Annotated in this window: 20 protein-coding genes and 2 tRNA genes; 3 read left to right on the top strand and 19 right to left on the bottom strand. The window is 71.3% G+C overall.

All coding sequences use genetic code 11. The features are described from left to right. Positions 1 to 84 precede the first annotated feature (84 nt). The 6 genes from hflX to HW577_RS07085 form a co-directional block, all read right to left on the bottom strand. Entirely contained in the window at positions 85 to 1,404 is a 1,320-nt protein-coding gene (gene hflX / locus HW577_RS07110) for a GTPase HflX (RefSeq protein WP_198375439.1), read from the bottom strand. Beyond that, entirely contained in the window at positions 1,388 to 1,711 is a 324-nt protein-coding gene (hfq, locus tag HW577_RS07105; protein WP_198375438.1) for an RNA chaperone Hfq, read from the bottom strand. Before hfq ends, hflX begins: the two co-directional genes overlap by 17 nt. Before the next feature lie 91 nt (positions 1,712 to 1,802). Next, positions 1,803 to 2,453 (bottom strand): HAD family hydrolase, encoded by a 651-nt coding sequence (locus tag HW577_RS07100; RefSeq protein WP_198375437.1) that lies wholly within the window; start codon positions 2,451 to 2,453, stop codon positions 1,803 to 1,805. Beyond that, positions 2,450 to 2,857: an ester cyclase gene (locus HW577_RS07095; RefSeq protein WP_198375436.1), complete on the bottom strand. Its 408-nt coding sequence runs from the start codon at positions 2,855 to 2,857 to the stop codon at positions 2,450 to 2,452. Before HW577_RS07095 ends, HW577_RS07100 begins: the two co-directional genes overlap by 4 nt. Further along, positions 2,854 to 3,726: a D-amino-acid transaminase gene (locus tag HW577_RS07090; protein ID WP_198375435.1), complete on the bottom strand. Its 873-nt coding sequence runs from the start codon at positions 3,724 to 3,726 to the stop codon at positions 2,854 to 2,856. The genes HW577_RS07095 and HW577_RS07090 overlap by 4 nt, the downstream gene beginning before the upstream one ends. A 128-nt stretch (positions 3,727 to 3,854) precedes the next feature. Next, complete coding sequence (locus tag HW577_RS07085; protein WP_198375434.1) at positions 3,855 to 4,274, bottom strand: rhodanese-like domain-containing protein; 420 nt, start codon at positions 4,272 to 4,274, stop codon at positions 3,855 to 3,857. A 140-nt stretch (positions 4,275 to 4,414) separates the two neighbouring features. Here HW577_RS07085 and HW577_RS07080 point away from each other — a divergent pair, with 140 nt between their 5' ends. Beyond that, on the top strand, positions 4,415 to 4,825 hold the full coding sequence (locus tag HW577_RS07080) for a hypothetical protein (RefSeq protein WP_198375433.1): 411 nt from the start codon (positions 4,415 to 4,417) through the stop codon (positions 4,823 to 4,825). 18 nt (positions 4,826 to 4,843) lie between these two features. Here HW577_RS07080 and ntrX read toward each other — a convergent pair whose 3' ends face one another. The 5 genes from ntrX to dusB are packed head-to-tail and all read right to left on the bottom strand — an operon-like array spanning position 4,844 to position 12,229. Further along, a complete protein-coding gene (ntrX, locus tag HW577_RS07075; RefSeq protein ID WP_198375432.1) occupies positions 4,844 to 6,262 on the bottom strand; it encodes a nitrogen assimilation response regulator NtrX in 1,419 nt (472 codons plus the stop codon). Further along, positions 6,252 to 8,573 carry a sensor histidine kinase NtrY-like gene (locus HW577_RS07070; protein ID WP_198375431.1) on the bottom strand — a complete coding sequence of 774 codons (2,322 nt, stop codon included), beginning with the start codon at positions 8,571 to 8,573 and terminating at the stop codon, positions 6,252 to 6,254. The genes ntrX and HW577_RS07070 overlap by 11 nt, the downstream gene beginning before the upstream one ends. A gap of 19 nt (positions 8,574 to 8,592) precedes the next feature. Next, a complete protein-coding gene (gene ntrC / locus HW577_RS07065; RefSeq protein ID WP_198375430.1) occupies positions 8,593 to 10,038 on the bottom strand; it encodes a nitrogen regulation protein NR(I) in 1,446 nt (481 codons plus the stop codon). Further along, positions 10,035 to 11,171: a two-component system sensor histidine kinase NtrB gene (locus HW577_RS07060; protein WP_198375429.1), complete on the bottom strand. Its 1,137-nt coding sequence runs from the start codon at positions 11,169 to 11,171 to the stop codon at positions 10,035 to 10,037. Before HW577_RS07060 ends, ntrC begins: the two co-directional genes overlap by 4 nt. After that, positions 11,168 to 12,229, bottom strand: a complete 1,062-nt coding sequence (dusB, locus tag HW577_RS07055) for a tRNA dihydrouridine synthase DusB (RefSeq protein WP_198375428.1) — start codon at positions 12,227 to 12,229, stop codon at positions 11,168 to 11,170. The genes HW577_RS07060 and dusB overlap by 4 nt, the downstream gene beginning before the upstream one ends. Positions 12,230 to 12,394: 165 nt before the next feature. Here dusB and HW577_RS07050 point away from each other — a divergent pair, with 165 nt between their 5' ends. Both HW577_RS07050 and HW577_RS07045 read left to right on the top strand, forming a co-directional pair. Next, a complete protein-coding gene (locus tag HW577_RS07050; protein WP_198375427.1) occupies positions 12,395 to 13,555 on the top strand; it encodes a bifunctional 2-C-methyl-D-erythritol 4-phosphate cytidylyltransferase/2-C-methyl-D-erythritol 2,4-cyclodiphosphate synthase in 1,161 nt (386 codons plus the stop codon). 75 nt (positions 13,556 to 13,630) lie between these two features. Continuing rightward, positions 13,631 to 14,341 carry an HD-GYP domain-containing protein gene (locus HW577_RS07045; protein WP_198375426.1) on the top strand — a complete coding sequence of 237 codons (711 nt, stop codon included), beginning with the start codon at positions 13,631 to 13,633 and terminating at the stop codon, positions 14,339 to 14,341. Here HW577_RS07045 and HW577_RS07040 read toward each other — a convergent pair. The 8 genes from HW577_RS07040 to HW577_RS07005 all read right to left on the bottom strand — a co-directional run bounded on the left by HW577_RS07040 (position 14,330) and on the right by HW577_RS07005 (position 21,005). Beyond that, positions 14,330 to 16,015 (bottom strand): putative bifunctional diguanylate cyclase/phosphodiesterase, encoded by a 1,686-nt coding sequence (locus HW577_RS07040; RefSeq protein WP_198375425.1) that lies wholly within the window; start codon positions 16,013 to 16,015, stop codon positions 14,330 to 14,332. The genes HW577_RS07045 and HW577_RS07040 overlap by 12 nt on opposite strands. 468 nt (positions 16,016 to 16,483) lie before the next feature. Continuing rightward, positions 16,484 to 17,587 (bottom strand): Hint domain-containing protein, encoded by a 1,104-nt coding sequence (locus HW577_RS07035; protein ID WP_198375424.1) that lies wholly within the window; start codon positions 17,585 to 17,587, stop codon positions 16,484 to 16,486. Positions 17,588 to 17,715: 128 nt separating this feature from the next. Then, a complete protein-coding gene (locus HW577_RS07030; RefSeq protein WP_198375423.1) occupies positions 17,716 to 18,888 on the bottom strand; it encodes an acetyl-CoA acetyltransferase in 1,173 nt (390 codons plus the stop codon). A gap of 29 nt (positions 18,889 to 18,917) precedes the next feature. Next, a complete protein-coding gene (locus tag HW577_RS07025) occupies positions 18,918 to 19,532 on the bottom strand; it encodes a Hint domain-containing protein (protein WP_198375422.1) in 615 nt (204 codons plus the stop codon). Between the two features lie 434 nt (positions 19,533 to 19,966). After that, positions 19,967 to 20,043 (bottom strand) — tRNA-Arg (locus HW577_RS07020). A 20-nt stretch (positions 20,044 to 20,063) separates the two neighbouring features. Further along, positions 20,064 to 20,387 (bottom strand): ETC complex I subunit, encoded by a 324-nt coding sequence (locus HW577_RS07015; RefSeq protein ID WP_198375421.1) that lies wholly within the window; start codon positions 20,385 to 20,387, stop codon positions 20,064 to 20,066. Positions 20,388 to 20,410: 23 nt separating this feature from the next. Beyond that, positions 20,411 to 20,484, bottom strand: a tRNA-Pro gene (locus HW577_RS07010). A gap of 41 nt (positions 20,485 to 20,525) precedes the next feature. Continuing rightward, a complete protein-coding gene (locus HW577_RS07005) occupies positions 20,526 to 21,005 on the bottom strand; it encodes a DUF192 domain-containing protein (RefSeq protein WP_198375420.1) in 480 nt (159 codons plus the stop codon). Positions 21,006 to 21,063: the final 58 nt, after the last annotated feature.

Here is a 21,063-nt window from a genome sequence, read left to right as displayed (position 1 = left end):
CGAGCCGGCGGAAGCGCGGCAGGATCTCCGCCCGCGCGGCGTCCCGCAGCAGCGCCGCCACATCGGCCGCGCGCGCCGCGCCGATCACCGCCCGCCGCCCTCGAAACGCGCGCGGTCGGCGGCGGAGATGCGCACGGTCAGGCGGATCGCGTCATCCCCATCCTGGCGGGAGAGCACCTCGCCATGCTCGTAGAGCCAGGCGAGGCGAGCGCCGTCGGTGGTCGGCACGCTGACCTCCAGCGTCTCGAGCCCGGCGGAGAGGCGGGCGTCGATCGCGCGGCGCAGCGCGTCCAGCCCCTCCCCCGTCAGGGCCGAGACCGGCACGGCATCGGGCATGCGGCGGGCGACGTGCTCGATGCCGCCGAGCAGGTCGGCCTTGTTCAGCACTTCCAGCACGCGCGCCTCCCAGCCTTGCTCCAGCGAGGCGTTCGGGCCGTCGGCCATCTCCTCCATCACGCCGAGTACGTCGGCGCGCTGCGCGGCGCTGTCGGGGTGGGCGATGTCGCGCACATGGAGAATGACGTCGGCCGCGGCCACTTCCTCGAGCGTCGCACGGAAGGCTTCCACGAGCTGCGTCGGCAGGTCGGAGATGAAGCCGACGGTGTCCGAGAGGATGCAGGTCCGCCCCGATGGCAGGCGGATGGCCCGCATCGTCGGGTCGAGCGTGGCGAAGAGCTGGTCCTGCGCATAGACCCCCGCGCCGGTCAGCGCGTTGAACAGCGTGGACTTGCCGGCGTTGGTGTAGCCGACGAGGGCCACGACCGGATAGGGCACGCGCGCCCGCGCGCTGCGGTGCAGGCCACGCGTGCGACGCACCTGTTCCAGTTCCCGCTTGAGCCGGACGATGCGGTCGCCGATCAGGCGGCGGTCGATCTCGATCTGGCTTTCGCCCGGGCCGCCGAGGAAGCCGAAGCCGCCGCGCTGGCGTTCCAGGTGCGTCCAGGAGCGGACGAGGCGCGTGCGCTGGTATTCCAGATGCGCGAGCTCGACCTGGAGCGAACCCTCCTTGGTGCGGGCGCGCTCGCCGAAGATCTCGAGGATCAGGCCCGTGCGGTCGATGACCTTCACGCCCCAGGCCTTTTCCAGGTTGCGCTGCTGGACGGGCGTGAGCGCCGCGTCCACCACCACCAGCGCGACATCCTGTTCCTTCAGTGCGCGGCCGACCATCTCGACATGCCCTTCGCCCATCAGCGTCGCGGGGCGACGTTCCCGCAGCGGATGGACGGCGGAATGGACGATGGCCACGCCGATGGAGGCGGTCAGGCCAACCGCTTCCGCGAGTCGCGCCTCGGCCGCGCGCTGCCCGCCGGCATCGCCGATGGCGATGCGGTTAGGCCGCTCATAGGGCAGGATGACGGCTGCGCGGGTCGGCGCGCCGCCCGGGGCCTCAGGTGCCGCCGCCAGGGGTCACCTCGCGCGTCAGCGTCATGCGCGTTTCGGAGGACGGCGCGGCGCCAGCAGGCTGCGCGCCGGGCTGGGCCGCGGCGTCGAACAGCATGATGGGCGCGCCCGGCATCACGGTGCTGATCGCATGCTTGTAGACCAGCTGGGTATGGCCGTCCCTGCGCAGCAGCACCGAGAAATTGTCGAACCAGGTGATGATCCCCTGCAGCTTGACGCCGTTCACGAGGAAAACCGTCACGGGGGTCTTGGATTTGCGAACGTGGTTCAGGAACACGTCCTGCACGTTCTGGGACTTCTCGGCGGCCATCGGACCGGTCCTTCTTCTTGCTGGTCACCGACCAGGGGCGGACCGGCGAAAACCATTTCCGGCCGCCGGCGCGGGGAGTTTCCCCGTTGCGCTATCGGATGGCAAGCGAAAGCAGATGCGCGGCCAGCGCATGGCCATCCGAGAAGACGACATCCGGCTCCGCGGCCTCGACGCCGCCATCATGCGCGGCGTCGCCCAGCAGCACCGCGCGGCAACCCGCAGCGCGCGCCGCCTGCATGTCGAGTGCGGTGTCGCCCACATACCAGACGGCGGCCGAGGCAGAGATTCCGAGAGCGTCGAGCGCCATCAGCAATGGCGCGGCATCCGGCTTGTCCCGCGCCGCGTCCCCGGCGCCGACCAGCGCGCCGAAGCGCGCATCCCATCCGAGATGCGCCGCTTCCGCGCGCAGCAGCGGCCCCTGCTTGTTGGACACGACCGCCTGCGGAGACAGCCGCCCCGCTGCGACCAGCGCGGCATCCGCCCCCGGCATGGGGTTCAGCACCGCGAGATGCTGTGCACGCACTTCCGCATAGAAGATGTCCCGCGCGCGTTCCCATTCGGCGCCGAACATGCCGGGGAAGGTGTCGCGCAGGCTGCCGCGCACGCGGGCGAGCACCGTCGCGCGGTCCCATTCCGGCATGGCGAAGGCGCGGAAGGTCGCGTTCAGCCCGGCCTCGATCGCCGCCCAGCCATCGACCAGCGTGTTGTCCCAGTCCCACAGGACGGCCGTGGGCCGGCTCATGCGTGCAGCTGCGCGAGCAGGCCCCGCATGTCGCCCATCACCCAGAGATCGGCGATGCGCCCGTCCCGCATCGTGAAGAAGCCCACGCCTTCCCAGGCGAGCGTCCTGCCCGTCGGCGGCACATCGAGGAACGGACCGGCATCGTGAACGCCTGAAAAGCCGATGCGGGCGGCGACCTTGTCGCCCTCCGCGACCAGGTCGCGGATCTCGCAGCGATACCTGCCGAAGGCGTCGCGGACGCTGCGCACATAGGCCGCATAGGCGTCGTGCCCGCGCATCACCTGGCCGAAGGTGCCGTGGAAGGCGACGTCCTCCGTCATCAGCGCCGGCAGGCGGGAAAGGTCACCCTCCTCCCACAGCTCGGCATAGAAGGCGCGGACCGTCGCCGCGTTGGTCGCGCTCACGCCGCGTTCTTCAGCCCGCCCTTCACGTGGCGGGCGAAGATCTCGAACAACTGGCGCACCACGGGTCCGACCTTGCCGTCGCCCACGGGCTGGCCGTCGATCCTGACGATCGGCTTCACGAAGGAGGTGGCGGAGGTGATGAAGGCCTCGCGCGCGCGGCGCATCTCGTCCAGCGAGAATTCTCGTAGTTCGATCGGGATGCCGGCCTCCCGCAATTCCGCGATGAGTGCGGCGCGGGTGCACCCCGGCAGGATCGCTTGGTCGAGGTGGCGGACGCGGATGGTGCCGTGCTCGTCCACGATCCAGAACGACGTCGCGGCGCCTTCCGTGACCATGCCGGTCTCGGCGTCGAACAACACGGCCTCGATCGCACCGACTTCCTTCGCCGCCTGGCGGGCAAGGCAGTTGGGCAGCAGGTTCACGGTCTTGATGTCGCAGCGCGCCCAGCGCAGGTCGGGCTGGGTGATCGCCGCCGCGCCCCAGCTGTCGACATTCGTCGGATAGGGCGGGATGCGCTTGATGGTGACGACGAGCGCCGGCGGCACGGGCTTGCCCGGGAAGGCATGGTCGCGCCGGGCCACGCCGCGCGTGACCTGCATGTACAGCAGCCCTTCGGTGACGCGGTTCCGCCGCGCCACTTCCCGCAGCACGAGGCGCAGCGCGGCGCGCGACATGGGCATGGGCAGCCGGATTTCCCGCAAGGACCGTTCCAGCCGGTCGAGGTGAAGGTCCTCGTCGATGTAGCGACCGTCATAGAGGTGCACGACCTCGTAGATGCCGTCGCCGAACTGGTAGCCGCGATCCTCGATGTTCACGGCCGCCTCGGGCTGCGGCACGTAGCGGCCGTTGACATAGGCGATGCGGGACATGGTGCCTGACGACCCCCCAATGACACTGAGCGGAAGGTTACGACCAACCCCGCGCAGTGCGAAGTGCCGTCGCCGACGCGGCGCCCACGGTGCCGGGGCGCGGACCGGCCTCGTGCGCGCCCTCGCCGCTAAGGCGCTGCCGGATGCAGCGGCAGCCCCGCCGTGCGCCAGCCGCCATATCCCTGGTCGACCGAGCCCGCATCCGTGAAGCCGGCCGCCGCGAGGGCGCGCCGCGCCTGTGCCGATCGCACCCCGATCTCGCAGATCAAGGCCATGGGCGCGGCCTTGCTGCCGTCCACCAGGCGCTCGACGGCCGCCACGAAGGGCGCCGGGTCGTTCGGGTCGAATGGAATGGCCACGGCGCCCGCGGCGATGCGGGGATCGGTCCTTTCCCGCGGCAGGCGGACGTCGATCAGCCGGAGTGTCCCGGCGGCGGCGGCATCGGCTGCGTCTTCAGGAAAGACCAGCCCGGCACCGGAGCCGGTCGGTGCGCCCGCGCAGCCCGCGGCGCACAGGAGCCAGCCCCCGACCAGGGCGATGCGCCACATGCCCCAGCCCGCCGATGCACCGATGCCACCCACGATGCCGCAGGCTATCCAGGGGAGGTCGTCTCGTGCAAGCAACGCTTGCGGGCGTACCGCTCCTGCAGCGAGATTGGACGCCGCGGCGCGACCCAGGGAGGCCGAGAATGAAGCCATCGACTGCAGCGCTGTTCGGCCTGGCCTTGCTTTGCGGATGCGAGGCCGCTCCAGGCCCTTCCACGGTCAATGTCCCGCCAAGCGGAGCGGCGCAGGCCTTTTCCGTCTACTGGCTCGACCGGACGACCTGCCTGTCCCGGCTGCGTTCTGTCACGGGCGTCACCGTCATCGGCGGCGATGCGGAAGGGCTCGACTTTTCCCTGCAAGCCGCGGCCAGCGTCGTGCCGTGGCAGTGCCCGAGCCGGACTATGCCGGGGGCACATGTCATGGTGCGGCAAACACGCCCTTTCCCCGCCGAGGAAGCCCGGGACATCACCCTTCGGGTCGACTACGACACGGTCGACGGCCAGCGTGCGAGCACGCATCCGCGACGCTTCGTCCTGGCCCCCGCGGGCCGCTGACCCCGGCGGATCGCCTCCTCAGGCGTTCCCGACGGAAGCGGCGGGGCTCGCGCGGTCCTCCGCCTGCACGCCGAGGAACTTCAGCTTGCGGTGGAGCGCGCTCCGCTCCATGCCGACGAAGTTCGCGGTCCGACTGATGTTGCCGCCGAAGCGCAGCAGCTGCGCTTCCAGGTATTGCCGCTCGAACAACTCCCGCGCCTCGCGCAGCGGCAGGGTCATGATCTCGCTCGACCGGTCGAGCTTGAGCACAGCCGGCGCGGCCGCGCCCACCTGCGGCGGCAGCATGTCGGGGCGGATCGCGTCCCGCGCATCGCCCGGGGCCATGATCAGCAGCCAGTCGATAAGGTTGCGCAACTCCCGGACGTTGCCCGGCCAGTCATAGGCCTGCATGGCGGCGAGCGCGTCTTCGCTCAGCTCCCGAGAGGCCATGCCCGTCGTCTCGGCCGAGCGCCCCATGAAGTGCCGCGCGAGCACGGGCACGTCCTCCCGCCGCTCCCGCAGCGCGGGCACGCGCAGCGGCACGACGGCGAGGCGGTAGAACAGGTCTTCCCGGAAGCGTCCGGCGGCGATCTCGGCCGAGAGGTCGCGGTTCGTGGTGGACAGAACGCGCACATCCACCTTCACGCGCGTGCCGCCGCCCAGTCGCTCGAACCCCTGTTCCTGCAGCGCGCGGACGATCTTGCCCTGGGTCTCGACCGGCATGTCGGCGACTTCGTCGAGCAGCAGAGTCCCGCCATGGGCGCGTTCCAGCACGCCGGCACGGCGCGGCTGGGCAATCGGGTCCGCGCCGGCATCGACGCCGAACAACTCTTCCTCGAATCGCGCGGGGTTGAGGGTCGCGCAGTTCAGCACGAGGAAGGGCCCGTCCGCGCGGCGGGACCGCGCGTGGATCATGCGCGCGGCGACTTCCTTGCCCGCGCCGGCGGGGCCCGTGATCAGCACGCGCGACCCGGTCGGCGCGACGCGCTCGATCGATGCGCGCAACTGGCCGAGCGGGCCGGAGGCGCCGACGAGGTCCGTCTCCGGCCCCGCACGCAGGCGCAACTCGCTGTTCTCCCGCTTGAGCCGCGCCGCTTCCAGCGCGCGGGAGACGATCAGCAGCAGCCGGTCCGACTTGAACGGCTTCTCGATGAAGTCGTAGGCGCCCTGCTGGATCGCCTGCACCGCGGTCTCGATCGTGCCGTGGCCGGAGATCATGACGACCGGCACGACCGGTTCCTCGGAATGCAGCGCCTCGAGGATGCCGAGCCCGTCGAGGCGCGAATTCTGCAGCCAGATGTCGAGGATGACGAGCGAGGGGCGACGCTGGCGGAAGGCCGCGATCGCCGTGTCGGCGTTGTGGGCCTGGCGCGTCTCGTAGCCCTCATCCGACAGGATCCCCTCGATCAGGGTCCTGATGTCGGGCTCGTCGTCCACGATCAGGATCTCATGCGCCATGCGCGACCTTCGCTCCCTCTCCGGCTCGGGCCGACTCGCCCCCCTCAGCGCTGGTACCGCCAGCGGCGCGTAGCGGCAGGATCAGGGAAACCCGGGCGCCTGGGCCGTCCTTGCGGTCCTCCAGCACGAGCCTCCCGCCATGGTCCTCCATGATCTTCTTCACGATGGCAAGGCCAAGACCGGTCCCCTTCGGCTTATGAGTGACATAGGGCTCGGTCAGGCGGTCCCGGTCCTCCTCCCCCGGCAGCCCGACTCCGTCATCCTCGACCGAGATCGCGACCTCCCCCTCCCTCGCCGTGACCACGGCGCGGATGCGTCCCGCCCCCTCGGCGGCCCGCATGGCGACCGCGTCGGCGGCGTTCTGCAGCAGGTTAGTCAGCGCCTGGCCGATCAGCCGGCGGTCGCAGGGCACGCGCGGCGGCGGTTCCGCATAGGCGGTCTCATAGGCGATGTCGGGATGGGCATCGCGCTGCAGCACCAGCGCTTCCCGCAGCAGCTGGTTCGCATCCTCCGGCCGGATCACCGGCTGGGGCATGCGCGCGAAGGCCGAGAATTCGTCGACCATCCGCCCGATGTCGCCCACCTGGCGGACGATCGTGTCGGTGCATTGCCGGAACGTGTCCGGGTCGTCGGTGATCTGCTTGAGGTAGCGGCGCTTGAGCCGCTCCGCGCTCAGCTGGATCGGCGTCAGCGGGTTCTTGATCTCATGCGCGATGCGCCGCGCGACATCCGCCCAGGCCGCCTTGCGCTGGGCCGAGACCAGCTCCGTCACGTCGTCGAAGGTCAGCACGTAGCCATCGACGCGCCCGCCCTGCATCTCGGCGCCGAGGCGGGCGAGCAGCGTGCGGCGTGCCGTCGGCGGGCCGGACCGGATCTCGGCCGTCTGCGGGCGGTCGGGGTTCGCGCGCGCGGCCTCGATCAGCGGGGCGAATTCGGGGGCGACGCCGGCCAGCGGCAGGCCGATCGCTGCATCGAGGTCCACGCCGAGCAGCGCGGCCGCCGAGCGGTTCGGCAGGTTCACCCGCATCTCGGCATCGAGGCCGATCACGCCCGCCGAGACGCCTGAGAGCACCGTTTCCGTGAAGCGCCGCCGCTCGTCGATCTGGCGATAGGCTTCCATCAGCTCCCCGCGCTGGGCGGAAAGCTGGCTCGTCATGCGGTTGAAGGCGCGGGACAGGCTGGCGACCTCGTCATCCGCCTCCCCTTCCTGCACGCGGGTCGAGAGGTCGCCCGCGCGCACGCGCTCTGCGGCGGTGATGAGGCGAGAGATCGGCCCGGCGATCCGGTTCGCGATCAGCAGGCCGAGCAGCACGGCGGCCATCAGCACGAGCAGCGTCGCGATCGCGAAGATCAGCACGAAGGTGATCTGCAGATCGCCCTGGTTGCGATCCAGCCGGTCGTATTCCTGGAAGGCGAGTTCCGTCGTGCGCATGTGCTCGAGCACGCCGGGATCGACCGGCCGCGCGATCTGCAGCAGCAGGCCGGGGGGGATGTTGAGCGCGACGACCGCGCGCACCCGCCCTTCCCCGCTTTCGCCGGGCATGACCACCACCTCCCCCGCGCGGACGGATTCGATCGCCCAGGCGGGCATCGTCTCCACGACGCTGCCGGTGGTCAGCCCCGCGCTCGCCACCACCTGGCCGAGCGTGGGTTCGAAGACGATCGATTCCGTCAGGCCGCGGAAGGCGGTGTGCGTCGCGAGCAGCCGGGCGAAGGCGATGCCGTTGTCCGGCAGCAGCACCTGCGCCGCCCGGTTCAGGTCGTTCGCCATTGCCAGGATGTCGGCCCGGATCGTGTTGCGGTGTTCCTCGAGATAGGCGCGCGAGGCGACGAGCGAGGCTTCCAGCGTCCCGCGCACCCGGTCGCTGAACCAGGACTGGATGCCGAGGTTGAAGAACACCGCCGAGAAGCCCGCCACGAGGATGGCCGGCACCACCGCGACTACGCCGAACAGCAGCACGAGCCGCACATGCAGGCGCGATCCGGCCGAGCCGCGCCGCCGTTCCACCCACATCCGCACGACGCGCGCGGCGAAGGAAGCGGCCAGCAGCAGCAGCACCGCGAGGTTGGCGAGGATGATCCCCACCACCTCCCCCGGGCTGGTCGGCCCGAGCGGCGTGCCGCCCGAAAGCACGATGAAGGTCGCGATGCCAAGCAGCAGCGCGACGACGGCAAGCGCGACCGTCATGCCGCCGCCCTGAAGGCGCTCGGCCAGACGCCAGCGCCAGGAAGGCGGGGTCGCGCCCTCCTCCTCCCGCAGCGCGGCGCGCGCGGCCGGGCGGGCGGCCCTTCGGCGGAACAGGCCCGTCATGTCAGGGCCCGCGCATGGGTCAGCTCAGCCCGCGCACCACCGGCAGGTCGAGCTCCCGGATCTTCTTGCGCAGCGTGTTGCGGTTCAGCCCGAGCATCGCGGCCGCCTTGATCTGGTTGCCCCGCGTCGCGCCCAAAGCGAGGCGCAGCAGCGGGCGTTCCACCTCCGCCAGCACCCGATCATAGAGATCCCGGACCGGCATGCCATCCTTGTGCGCGGCCATGAAGGTCGCAAGGTGGCGCTCGACCGCCTGTTCGAGCGTCGCGGGCTGCGCCTGGCCGTCCGGGCCGGCCGGCAGTGCGGCCTCGGCGAGTTCGCTCGCCACCGCGTCGCCGCCGATCACCTCCTGCGCGTAGAGGGCCGCGAGGCGGCGCATCAGGTTCTCGAGCTCCCGCGCATTGCCGGGCCAGGCATGGCCCTTGAGCGCGTCCATCGCCTCGGGGCTGAGTTGCTTGGACGGCAGGCCGGAGGCGCGCGCGCGATCGAGGAAGTGGCGCGCCAGCAGCGGGATGTCCTCGATCCGCTCGCGCAGCGGCGGCAGGCGGATCGGCACGACGTTCAGCCGGTAGAACAGGTCCTCCCGGAACAGTCCCTGGCGGATCAGCTGACGCAGGTCGCGATGCGTCGCGGCCACGATGCGGACATTGGCCTTGATCGGCTGGCGGCCGCCGACGGTCGTGAACTCGCCTTCCTGGAGCACGCGCAGCAGGCGCGTCTGCGCCTCGGGCGGCATGTCGCCGATCTCATCCAGGAAGAGCGTCCCGCCGGCAGCCTGTTCGAAGCGGCCGATGCCGCGGTTCAGCGCGCCGGTGAAGGCGCCGCGCTCATGGCCGAACAACTCCGCCTCGATCAGCTCGCGCGGGATCGCGGCCATGTTGATGGCCACGAACGGCCCGGCGCGGCGCTTGCCGTAGTCGTGCAGCGCGCGCGCGACAAGCTCCTTGCCGGTGCCGCTTTCGCCCGTGATCATCACCGTGAGGTCGGTGGTCGTGAGCCGCGCGACCGTGCGGTAGATCTCCTGCATCGCGGCGCTGCGGCCGACCAGCGGCAGCTTCTCGCCCGCCTCCTCCTCCGCCCCGCCGGGGCTCGCCGCGGGGGGCGCGGCCAGCGCGCGCTCGACGACCGCGAGCAATTCCTTCAGGTCGAAGGGCTTGGGCAGGTATTCGAAGGCGCCTCGCTGGGTCGCCTTCACCGCCGTCGCGAAGGTCGATTGCGCGCTCATCACCACGACGCGCAGGTCGGGGCGCACGCGCCGGATGCGCGGGACGAGGTCGAGCCCGTTCTCGTCCGGCATGACGACATCGGTGATGACGAGGTCGCCTTCCCCATCCTCCACCCAGCGCCAGAGCGTCGCGGCCGAGGAGGTCGCCCGCACCTGGTAGCCCGACCGGCCTAGCGCCTGGCTCAGCACGGTGCGGATGGCGCGGTCGTCGTCGGCGATAAGGATTGTGCGCGGTTCGGTCATTGCGAGGTCCCGAGGACTCCGGGCGGCGGCGCTGGCAGAGAAAGGCGGAAGACGGTGCGCCCCGGACGGCTGTCGCATTCGATCAGCCCGCCCTGGTCGGCCACCAGCTTTGCCACGAGCGCGAGGCCGAGCCCCTGTCCCCCCCGCTTCGTGGAGACGAAGGGTTCAAAAAGCGTGCCGCGCACTTCGTCCGCGATTCCAGGGCCGTTGTCGCGCACGCTCACCTGCAAGGGCAGGTGGACACGGTCGGAGGAACCGGGCACCGCGATGCGCACGCCGTGATGATAGGCGGTGGCGAGCACGATCTCGCCGTTCAGCGGATCCACCGCTTCTGCCGCATTCTTCACCAGATTGAGCAGGATCTGAACAAGCAGGTCACGGTTGCCCCACACCGGCGGCAGGGAGGGATCGTATTCCTCGGTGATGCGGAGATGGGAGGCGAAGCCGTTGGCCGCGATCCGCTTCACATGGTCCAGCACCTGGTGGATGTTCACCGGCGCGAGTTCGACCGGGCGGTCGGAGAACATGTCCAGCCGCTCGACCAGGCCGCGGATGCGATCGGCCTCGTCCTGGATCAGCTGGCACAGCTCCCGGTCGCCTTCCTGCGCATTCTGCTCGAGCAGCTGCGCCGCGCCGCGGATGCCGGAGAGCGGGTTCTTCACCTCATGCGCCAGCATCGCCGCCATGGCGGAGGCGCCGCGAGCCGCACCCCGGAAGTTCAGCGTCCGGTCGAGCATCTGGGCGGTCGAGGAATCCTGGAAGGTCAGCACGACGCCGCCCGCGAGTTCCGGCAGCGGCGCGGCATGCACGCTGACGCCCCGGCGCGACAGGCGCGGGCTTTCGAGCGCGAGGTCGTGGTCCGACACCCGCGCATCCATCCGCCGCACCTGCGCGATGACGGCGAAGATGCGGCTGTCCTCCGGCAGCAGGTCAGTCAGGCGGAGCTGCGCGAGCGAGGCGATCGAGGTCTGGAGGAACTGCTCGGCCGCGGCATTGGCGTTGATGAAGCGGTCCTCTGGGTCCAGCACGACGACGGGCACCGGAATGGCGCCAAGGATGGCGGCGGGTTCCGGCACCGGCCGGCCGCGCCAGCCGGAGGGTCGGGCGGCGCGGCGCAGCAGGCCGGGCTTCATGCCGCCATGCGCTCCTCGCCCGCGGCGCGGAAGGCATCGCGGACCACCGCGACCCCCTGCTCGATCAGCGGGTCGTAGAAGCTGTCGATCAGCGTGCGCACCGCATCGGGCGTGTCGCAGCGGTTTATCTGAACGCGGAACTCGGCCGAACCCGGCAGGCCCTTCGAGTACCAGGCGACATGCTTGCGGGCGAGGCGCACGCCGGGCTCCGTGCCATGATGCAGCAGCACGTCCTCATAATGCTGCAGCAGGATGCGCTTCTGCTCGGCGAGCGCCGGTTCGGACGCTTCCCCCCCGCGCAGGCGCGCGGCGACGGTGGCGGGAAACCAGGGGCGACCGTAGCAGCCGCGGCCGATCATGACGCCATCCGCGCCGGACCGGCGCAGCGCTTCCTCGGCATCCTCGACCGTGACGATGTCGCCATTGGCGATGACCGGGATGCGCACCGCCGCCTTCACGCCCGCAATGAAATCCCAATCCGCCGTGCCGGTGTAGAACATCTGCCGCGTCCGCCCATGGACGGTGACGAGGCGGATGCCGCTCTCCTCGGCGATGCGGGCGAGGCGCGGCGCGTTGAGGCTGTTGTGATCCCAGCCCATGCGCATCTTGAGCGTGACGGGGACCGAGACCGCGCGCGCCGTCGCCTCCAGGATGCGGGCGGCGGCAATCTCGTCGCGCATCAGGGCGCTGCCGGCGCTCTGCCCGACCGCGACCTTCTTCACCGGGCAACCGAAATTGATGTCGACGATCGCCGCGCCCCGGTCGACGGCCAGCCGCGCGGCCTCGGCCATGGTCTGCGGGTCGCAGCCGGCAAGCTGAACGGAAGCCGGGCCGCCGAAGCCGTCCACCTCGGCCATCTTCAGCGTCTGCCGGTTCTCCCGCACCATGGCCTGGGAGGCGATCATCTCGCTGACGACCATCGGCGCGCCGAGGCCGCGGGCAAGGCGGCGGAATGGCAGGTCCGTCACGCCCGACATGGGGGCGAGGATGACCGGCGTGTCGATCACCACGCCGCCGAGGTCGATCGGCGGCAGCGGGCGCGCGGGGGTGTTGCTCATGATTTGTGCAGGATAGGGAGTCGACGGCGGTCGCGCAACGGCGGCGTGGCCGGATTGCCACGCAAATCGCCAGATCGGGACGCGGGCGCCGTGCGGCGGGACGCGGGGCGAACCTCGGGGCCGCCCCTGGATTCACGGGCCGCCGGTTTCTCCCTACAAGACCCCATGCGCGTCATCGCCCTTCTCATGGCCGCGGGCAGCGGCAGCCGCTTCGGCGGCCCCACCCCGAAGCAATACCTGCCACTGCTCGGCCGCCCCGTGCTTCGCCACGCGGCGGAGGCGCTGCTCGCCGGCGGGCAGGTGACGGCCCTGCTGCCGGTCGTGGCCGACGGGGAGCAGGCGCATGTCGCCGCGCTGCTGGATGGCCTGCCAGCCCTGCCCCCCGTCGCCGGTGGCGCGACGCGGGCGGAGAGCGTCCGCGCCGGCCTCGCCGCGCTCGCCGCCGACCCGCCGGATGCTGTGCTGGTCCATGATGCGGCACGGCCCATCGTGCCGGACGGCACCATCGCCGCCCTGCTCGCGGCGCTGGCAGACGCACCCGGCGCCATCCCGGCCCAGCCGGTGACGGACACGCTCAAGCGTGGCGCGGCCGCGCGCATCCTTGAGACCGTCCCGCGGGAGGGCCTGTTCCGCGCCCAGACGCCGCAGGCCTTCCGCACCGCGGCGCTTGCCGCGGCGCACGCCTCCGGGGATGCGGGGGCGACCGACGACGCCGCGCTGCTTGAAGCCGCGGCCCAGGCGGTCGCGCTGGTTCCCGGCGCGGAGGCGAACATCAAGATCACCTGGCCGGAGGACCTCGTCCGCGTGGAAGCCCATCTCGCCGCACGTCTCATCCCGCGCATGGGCACGGGTTTCGATGTCCATCGCCTGGTCGAAGGCCGGCCGCTGATCCTGTGCGGCGTGACAGTGCCGCATCCGCTCGGCCTCGACGGGCATTCGGACGCCGATGTCGGCATCCACGCGCTGTGCGACGCGATCTACGGAGCGCTGGCCGAAGGCGATATCGGCCGCTGGTTCCCGCCATCCGAATCCGAATGGAAGGACGCCGACAGCGCGCGCTTCCTGCGCCATGCGGCCGGGCGCATCGCCGCGCGCGGCGGGGTGCTCGCCAATGTCGACGTGACGCTGATCTGCGAACGGCCAAAGATCGCCCCCCATGCCGCCGCGATGCGCGCGCGCCTGGCCGAGCTTCTCGGGGTCGGGATCGATGCCGTCTCGGTCAAGGCGACGACGACCGAGCGCCTCGGCTTTCCCGGTCGTGGGGAAGGCATCGCGGCCCAGGCCGCGGCGGTCGTCCTGGTGCCCGCCGGGCCCGTCTCGAAATAGCGATCGCGGGATTTGCTTCTTTTACGAGACAGCCCGCCCATGTAACCTGCGGTGGAACGCCGGACGGGACATGCCATGACGGCGAGCATTGAGAGGCTGGCCTTGCCCCTCGGGGGCACCGGAAAGGGAAGCGGCACGCCGGGCGATGCTCCGGGCGGCCCCTGGATGGTGGTGGCGCGCATGCCCGGCCTTGCCGCCCTGCATGAGGAAGCGCTCGCCGGCATGCTCGCCCGGGTGGCCGAGACGGATCCTGAAGGCCCGGACCATCCGATGCGGGTCGGGCGGATCGGCGGTATCCTCGCGGCGGAATTCGGCCTGGATGCCGGGCAATGCGACCTGCTCGCCCGCGCCGCGACGCTGCACGATGTCGGCAAGCTGGCCCTGCCCGCGGATGTGTTGTGCCATCGCCACGTGCTGGACCCGGCGGCGCGGCGGGAGATGGAGCGCCACACGGTGCTCGGCGCCGCCCTGCTTGCCTATGCGGCCGCGCCCTGGATCCGCCTCGGCGCGCTGATCGCGCTGACGCATCACGAACGATGGGACGGCAGCGGATACCCGGACGGATTGAGCGGGGAGGAGATCCCCCTCGCCGCGCGGCTGGTCGCCGTGGCCGATGTCTACGACGCGCTGCGCTCCGAGCGCCCCTACAAGGACGCGCAGGACCATGAGGAGGCAATGCGCCGCATCCTCGATGGCGACGACCGCATCAGCCCCGGCCAGTTCGACCCGGCCGTGCTGGCCGCGCTTCGCCGGCGGGCGCCCGAGATCGCCCGGCTACCCCGCTGAGGCCGGAGCGAAGGCCCCGATCACGGCGGGGAGGTCGCCGGCCGGCACCGGGCGGCCGAACAGGTAGCCCTGGGCCGCGTCGCAGCCTTCGGCGCGCAGCCCTTCAAGCTGGGCCTCGGTCTCGACGCCTTCCGCCGTGACGCAGATGCCGAGGCTGCGCCCCAGGCCCGCCACCGCGCGGACGATCGCCGCGGCATCGCCGCCCGCGCAGAGGTCGCGCACAAAGGACCGGTCGATCTTGAGACGGTCGAAGGGAAAGATCCGCAGCTGGGTCAGGGAGGAATACCCCGTCCCGAAATCGTCCATCGCAATGTGCACGCCGAGCCCGCGCAATGCGCGCAGCTGTTCGAGCGCCGTTTCCTGGGCGGCGAGCAGGACGTTCTCGGTCACCTCGAGCTCGAGCCGTTCGGCCGCGAGGCCCGACGCCGCGAGCGCCGCCTCGACCGCCGGCGGCAGGCCATCCCGCTCGAACTGGCTCGGGGCGATGTTGACCGCCACGCGCAGCCCATCGGGCCAGCCCGCGGCGACGCGGCAGGCTTCGCGCAGAACCCAGGTGCCGATGCGGCCCATCAGGCCGATGCGCTCGGCGATCGGCAGGAACTCGATCGGCGGCACCAGGCCGCGCTCGGGGTGGCGCCAGCGGATCAACGCCTCGAAGCCGGTCAGCCGGCCTTCGGGCAGCGCCACCTGGGGCTGGAAATGCAGCTCGAACTGCTCGCCCTCGACCGCCCGGCGCAGCGCGGTCTCGAGCGCGCGCAATTCGCGGAAGCGGGCATCCATCTCGGGCGCGAAGCGGAGCCAGCCGCCGGCGCTGCTCGCCTCCGTCCGGGCGAGGCCGGCGCGGCGCACGAGCAGCCCGGCCTCCGTGCCATCCGCGGGCGCGAGCGCGAAGCCGATGCGCGGCGTGACCGTGACCGTTTCACCGGCAATGAGGTAGGGCCGCGCAAGGAGATCGACGAGTCGGGCGCACAGCGCCTGCGCCTGCGTCGCATCGGCGACATCGGCCTGCAGGACGGCGAATTCCTCCCCGGCCATGCGGGCGACGAGATCGGCTTCGCGCAGCGTCGCGCGCAGGCGGCGGCCGGCGGCACGGAGCAGTTCTTCCCCCACCGCGTGGCCGAGCACCTGGTTGATGGCGCGGATGCCGTCGATGTCGCAGATCAGCACGGCGAGGCCGACGCGACGGCGCGGCGGCCGGTCGAGCGCCGCGGCGAGCCGCGCTTCGAACATGGCGCGGTCGGCAAGGCCGGTGACATGGTCGGCGCCACCGCCACCAGGCAAGCCGGGTTCCTCCTCGACGGCGAGGAGCCAGCCGGCCTCGCCGGTCCGGGCGAAGGAGAAGCGCAGGCCAGGCGCGCCCGCGAGGCGGATCGGGTCGCCGCCGCCATCAGGCGCGTCCGCGAAAATGTCCTGCTCGGGGGTCGAGACCCGCGAGACGGCGGCGGAGACGAGGGTGGTGACGGCGTCGCGGTCGAGCCGGGGACTTGCCTCGAGCAGGTCGGACAGCCCGGTATGGGAGCGGCGCACGCGGGCGAGGCCGAGTTGCACCGTGGCACGCGGGCTGACATGGCCGATCCTGAGGTCGGCGTCGAAGCTCAGAAGCCCATCCGGCAACGGCGAGGAGGGCCCGCCCAGAGGCCGTCGCCCGATATCGGCGTCCGCCATCCCGTCCATGTCGCCTCGCTCATGCTCGGGCGCGCCGGGAAGGTCGGGCGCGCCGGGTCCTGTTCCCGATGCGCCACCCTTAGGCTGGAATGAATGAAGAAAGCATGGACGGGCGGCCGGGCGCGGGTGCGCCTGGTCTGCGTCGCAGGGTGGTTCGCATTCCGCGATTCGCGTTTCGCATCGCGATGAACGGTCATTCGTATTCTGCGATGCGTCTTGCAAATCCCGCTGAGCGCCCGTCACCCGCGCTGCGGGCGGGGCGCCATGCTGCGGCGTCTCCCGGCCGTGTCGGTTCCAGCAAGGGGCCGGTGCGGCTTCGCTTCCCCCTCACCCCGCGTACCGGAGAGGGAGCAAAAAAATAGGGCCGCCCGATCGGACGGCCCTAAGGCAAGGTTGAGGAAGGCTAAGCTGCCAGGCCCCGGGACCATCCCGTGCCAGACACATCGGTTAATGCACGGGGCGTGCCAGTTGCCTGCCTCAGGCGGCCCCGGCGCGCCGTACCCCTTCGTCGGCCAGCAGACGCAGCCGGATGCGCGCCAGCGCGGCCCCGCCAGTCACCCGTTCCGCGCAGGGTGGCGCGGCGGCCGGGCCTGCCGGGGTGAAGTCCGCATGGAGCGCGGCGTGCAAGGCACCGTTCGCGAATTGATGGCGGTTGGCGCAGTCGAGGTACGATTCCGCCGGCGCGCCCTCGGCCAGCAGTACGTCATGGGCGTCGAGCTCCACATGCAGGTATTGGATCGGGCCGCTGGGCGGTTCGCGCAGGATGCCCGGAAGGCCCACCAGCATCTCCGCCGGGACCAGCGCGCCATCGACCAGCAACGCATGGTCGGGGGAGACGCGCAGGTCGCGGTGCGGCACGCCCGCCCCGAGCGCGCCGGCGGCGATGCGGATGGGCAGCACCTTCGCGGGCGAGGGATGCCGCCGCGGATCGAGCGTGCGACGGCCGATCCAGCGGATGGGCGCGAGGCGCGGGCCGTTGAGCGCGAGGGTGACGACGCAGTCGCCCAGGCGCAGCGTCTCGACCGGCACTTCCCCCGCCTCGGTCAGGATGCGCGTGCCGGCGAGGTAGCAGGGGGCACGCATTGCTCCGACGGAATTGCCTTCCACATCGGTGTCTTCCTGGTAGTCGACCCATTCGATGTCGCCAGCGACGAAGTCGGTACCCTGCGACGGATCCGTGTAGGTCACGTACCAGCCCTGGTCGGCAGCATTCCAGGACCAGGTCGCGCCGCCGGGGCCGCCGGCGAGTTCGACTGTGTCGTCGCCGGCGCCGCCGTAATGCGTGTCGCTGCCCGGGATGGCGTTCAGCAGGTCATTGCCGTCGCCGCCGCGCAAGACGTCGTCGTCCGCGCCGCCCTGGAGGATGTCGTTGTCGTCGCCGCCGGCGAGGGAATCATTGCCGGCACCGCCGGCCAGGAGGTCGTCGCCCCCCATCCCATCGAGCGTGTCTCTGCCATCGTCGCCGACGACGTCGAAATCGGCGTCGAGCGGCGCCCCCGCGTAGCTGTCGTCGCCCGCGGTCGGGCCGCTGGCGGGCGTGAAGCTGCCCCCGCCGTTCGACGTGAACCAGGACCCTGACATCCGCGCCTCCGCCGTTCACGGCAGGCTCAATCGCCCGCCGAAACGAACATCTAGCGCGCGAGAAGTGATGCTAGTAATTCAACCATGGGTTTTAACGCAAGATTAACGCGATATCGGAACAAACGGCCTCAGCGCGCCCGTTCCAGGATGCTGACGTAGTTCGCCACCGCCGCGCCCCCCATGTTGAAGACGCCACCGAGATTGGCCTTCGGCAACTGCATCGCCCCCGCCGTACCGGTCAGTTGCATCGCCGCCAGCACATGCATCGAAACCCCCGTCGCGCCGATCGGGTGGCCCTTGGACTTCAGACCGCCGGAGCGGTTCACGGGCAGGCGCCCATCCGCCGCCGTCCAGCCTTCCAGCGCCGCGCGCGCCCCCTGCCCTTCAGCGGTCAGTCCCATCGCCTCGTACTCGATGAGCTCGGCGACGGTGAAGCAGTCATGTGTCTCGGCGAAGGAGAGGTCGGCGACGGACACGCCCGCCTGCACATAAGCCCGCGCCCAGGCTTCCCGCGCGCCCTCGAAGCGGACGATGTCGCGCGCGGCGATGGGCAGGAAGTCGTTCACCTGCACCGCGGCGCGGAAGCGCACCGCCTTGCCCATGGCCTGGGCCGTCTCGGCATCCGCCAGCACCAGGGCCGCGGCGCCGTCGGAGACCAGCGAGCAGTCGGTGCGCTTCAGCGGGCGCGCCACATAGGGGTTCTTCTCGCTCTCGGTGCGGCAGAAGTCGAAGCCGAGGTCCTTGCGCATCTGCGCATAGGGATTGTCCACGCCGTTACGGTGGTTCTTGGCCGCGATCGCGGCGAGCGCGTCGGACTGGTCGCCGTGGCGCTGGAAATAGGCCTCCGCGATCCGGCCGAAGACCCCGGCGAAGCCGCCCTCGATGTCCTGCTCGGTCTTGCGGTAGGAGGCAGTGAGCAGGATGTCGCCCACCTTCGGGCCCGGGGTCGAGGTCATCTTCTCGGCGCCCACGACCAGGGCGAAGCGCCCCCGCCCGGCGGCGATGAAGTCCCGCGCCGCATGGATCGCGGCCGAGCCCGTGGCGCAGGCGTTCTCGTAGCGCGTGATCGGCTTGAAGCGCAGCTCCGGCACGGATTGCAGGACGAGGGAGGATGGGAAGCCCTGCGGGGTGAAGCCTTCCCCGAAGACGCCGACGAAGCCGGCGTCGATCTCGGCTGGGCCCAGGCCGGCATCCTCGATGGCTGCGCGGGCGACGCCTGCGATCAGCGTCTCGAGGTCGGGCGCGTCCTCGCGCTTGCCGAAGGGGCTGTGCGCCCAGCCGACGATGCAGGCTTCGGTCATGGCCGGTTCCTCCTGTGCGGAGCCGCAGTCTAGTCTCCGCGCCGGTCTGCGCCCAGCGGCGCGAAGGGGGTGACGGGCGCGAGCGGGTTCGCGGCGAGACGCAGGCGCCGCGTTCCGATCTCGGGCGGCGTCGGGGACGGCGCGCCGGGCGCCCGCCAGCCGAACTGCTCCGCCCGCCAGGCAAGGGTCGCGAGCAGCGTTCCGTCCGGCGCATTGCGCGGCACGAAGGGCTCCGCCCCGTCCGGCAAGCCGCTTTCGACCGCGAGGCCGGCGACGAGCAGCGCGTCATGGCCAGGCAGCAGGATCTCCACGAGTTCGTGTTCCCCGGGCTCGGCATCCCGCGTGATGCCGGCGCCATCGACGAGATCGCGGGCATGGAACAGCGCGCCATCCACCAGCAGCCCAAGGCCGGGCGGCAGGCCGAGCGGTTCGGTCGGCCCGGCATCCGCGACCGCGCCGGCGGCGATGCGGACCAGCGCGCAGCGTACGCGGCGCTTCCGGATGGCCACCACCGGCTGGAAGGGTGCACCAACGCCGCCCGTGGCGAAGACGACAAGGCCGGGCGTGACCTGGCCCGCCGGAAGCGGACCGCGCGGGGTCAGCACGGGAACGTCGGTGGGCAGGCCTGTGGCGAACTCGGTCAAGCAACCATCTCCGGGGGCTTCGATTTGATCTCATTTCGGAACGATCGACGTCAACGGTGGCGATGGTGCTGCGCGCTGGCGTTCAGCCTCGCGCTACGCCTCACGCGGCCGTGCCGCCCATATCGAGGGGAATGGCGGGCGGGCGGTTCCTGCGCGCCCCGGCATCCGGGCTGCGCGACCTGGGCGCCTTCCGCATGGCGCGGAGGCCGATCGATGCGGCTTCGTGACCGGCGGCGTTCAACGGGTCACGCGCAATCCCTTGGAGGTGTCGCTGGTCCTGGTGCTGGCCGCCTGGCTTGGCGGGCGCCTCGTGCGCGCCGTCTGGCTCGACCGTATTCCAGACCCGGCCGGAGGAGCGCGCCATGGCGGCCTGGTCCGGGCGGGATCCTGCGCGGTGCGCGGCCGGGGTTCGCCGCTGGAGCTGGAGCAGGCGATGGCGCGCCCTGGAGGATTCGAACCTCCGACCCACGACTTAGAAGGTCGTTGCTCTGTCCAACTGAGCTAAGGGCGCGTCCGCCCCTGGTAGCACATTCAGTGCGACCAGTTCTCGTGCCGGCCGAAGCGGAAATTGTCGGCGTAGACCTTGGGCTTCATGGCTGGCCTGGCCGTCTCGGGCTCGGCCTCGTAGGCCAGGCCCTGCGCCTCGGCGTAGGAAATCGCCTGGGCGCGCGTCTCGAAGGACAGGCGGACCTGGCCGCGCATGTCGCCCGAGCCGTACCAGCCCATCAGCGGATCGAGCCGCTTTGACTCGGACGGGGCGAATTCGAGCACCCAGCCCTCGCTTTTCGCGCGGCCGGACTGCATGGCCGATTTCGGCGGCTGGAAGATACGGGCGAAGCCCTTGCTGTGCGCCATGCGCGACGTCCTCGACTGCGGAATCGGGGCGACTGGATTCGAACCAGCGACCCCTTGGTCCCAAACCAAGTGCGCTACCAGACTGCGCTACGCCCCGTCGCGGCGCACCCTATGGAAGGGGGCCGCCGGGGGCAAGCATCAGGGCGCGGAACCGAAGATCCGGTGAAGCACGCGGTCCCCTGCGCGGATGTCCAGCCGCTCCGTCACCCCGGCCGCGAGTTCGAGCGTGGCGCGCACCGGCCCGTTGCTGGAGACGGTCGCGAGGGACAGCGGCACGGTGCGCTCGGCGATGCGGTGGATGCGCCCGTCGGCCGCGATGAAGACCATGTCGAGCGAGGCCAGGGTGTTGCGCATCCACATGCTCGATTCGCGCGGCGCGCCCCAGTCGAACAGCATGCCCTCATCCGGCTTCACCTCCGGGCGGAACATGAGGCCGATCATCTGCTGTTCGGAGGACAGCGCCATCTCGACGGTGAAGGCAAGGCGCCGCCCGTCGCGTGTGACGATGACGAGCGGTTCGGTCGGCAGGCGGGGCTGCGGCCGGTCCACGCCCGGCTGGGCCCGGGCGGCGGCGGGCAGCAGGGCGGCGGCGGCGATCAGGGCGCGGCGGAGGATCATCCCCGCGTCATGCCACGGCGACGGGCGGGGCGGGAAGGTCGGCCAGCGCGGCGGCCGC

Source organism: Neoroseomonas rubea (assembly GCF_016106015.1).
Taxonomy (GTDB): Bacteria; Pseudomonadota; Alphaproteobacteria; order Acetobacterales; family Acetobacteraceae; genus Neoroseomonas; species Neoroseomonas rubea.
The sequence above is the reverse complement of the archived record's forward strand: the minus strand, read 5'-3'. Positions and strand labels throughout refer to the sequence as shown.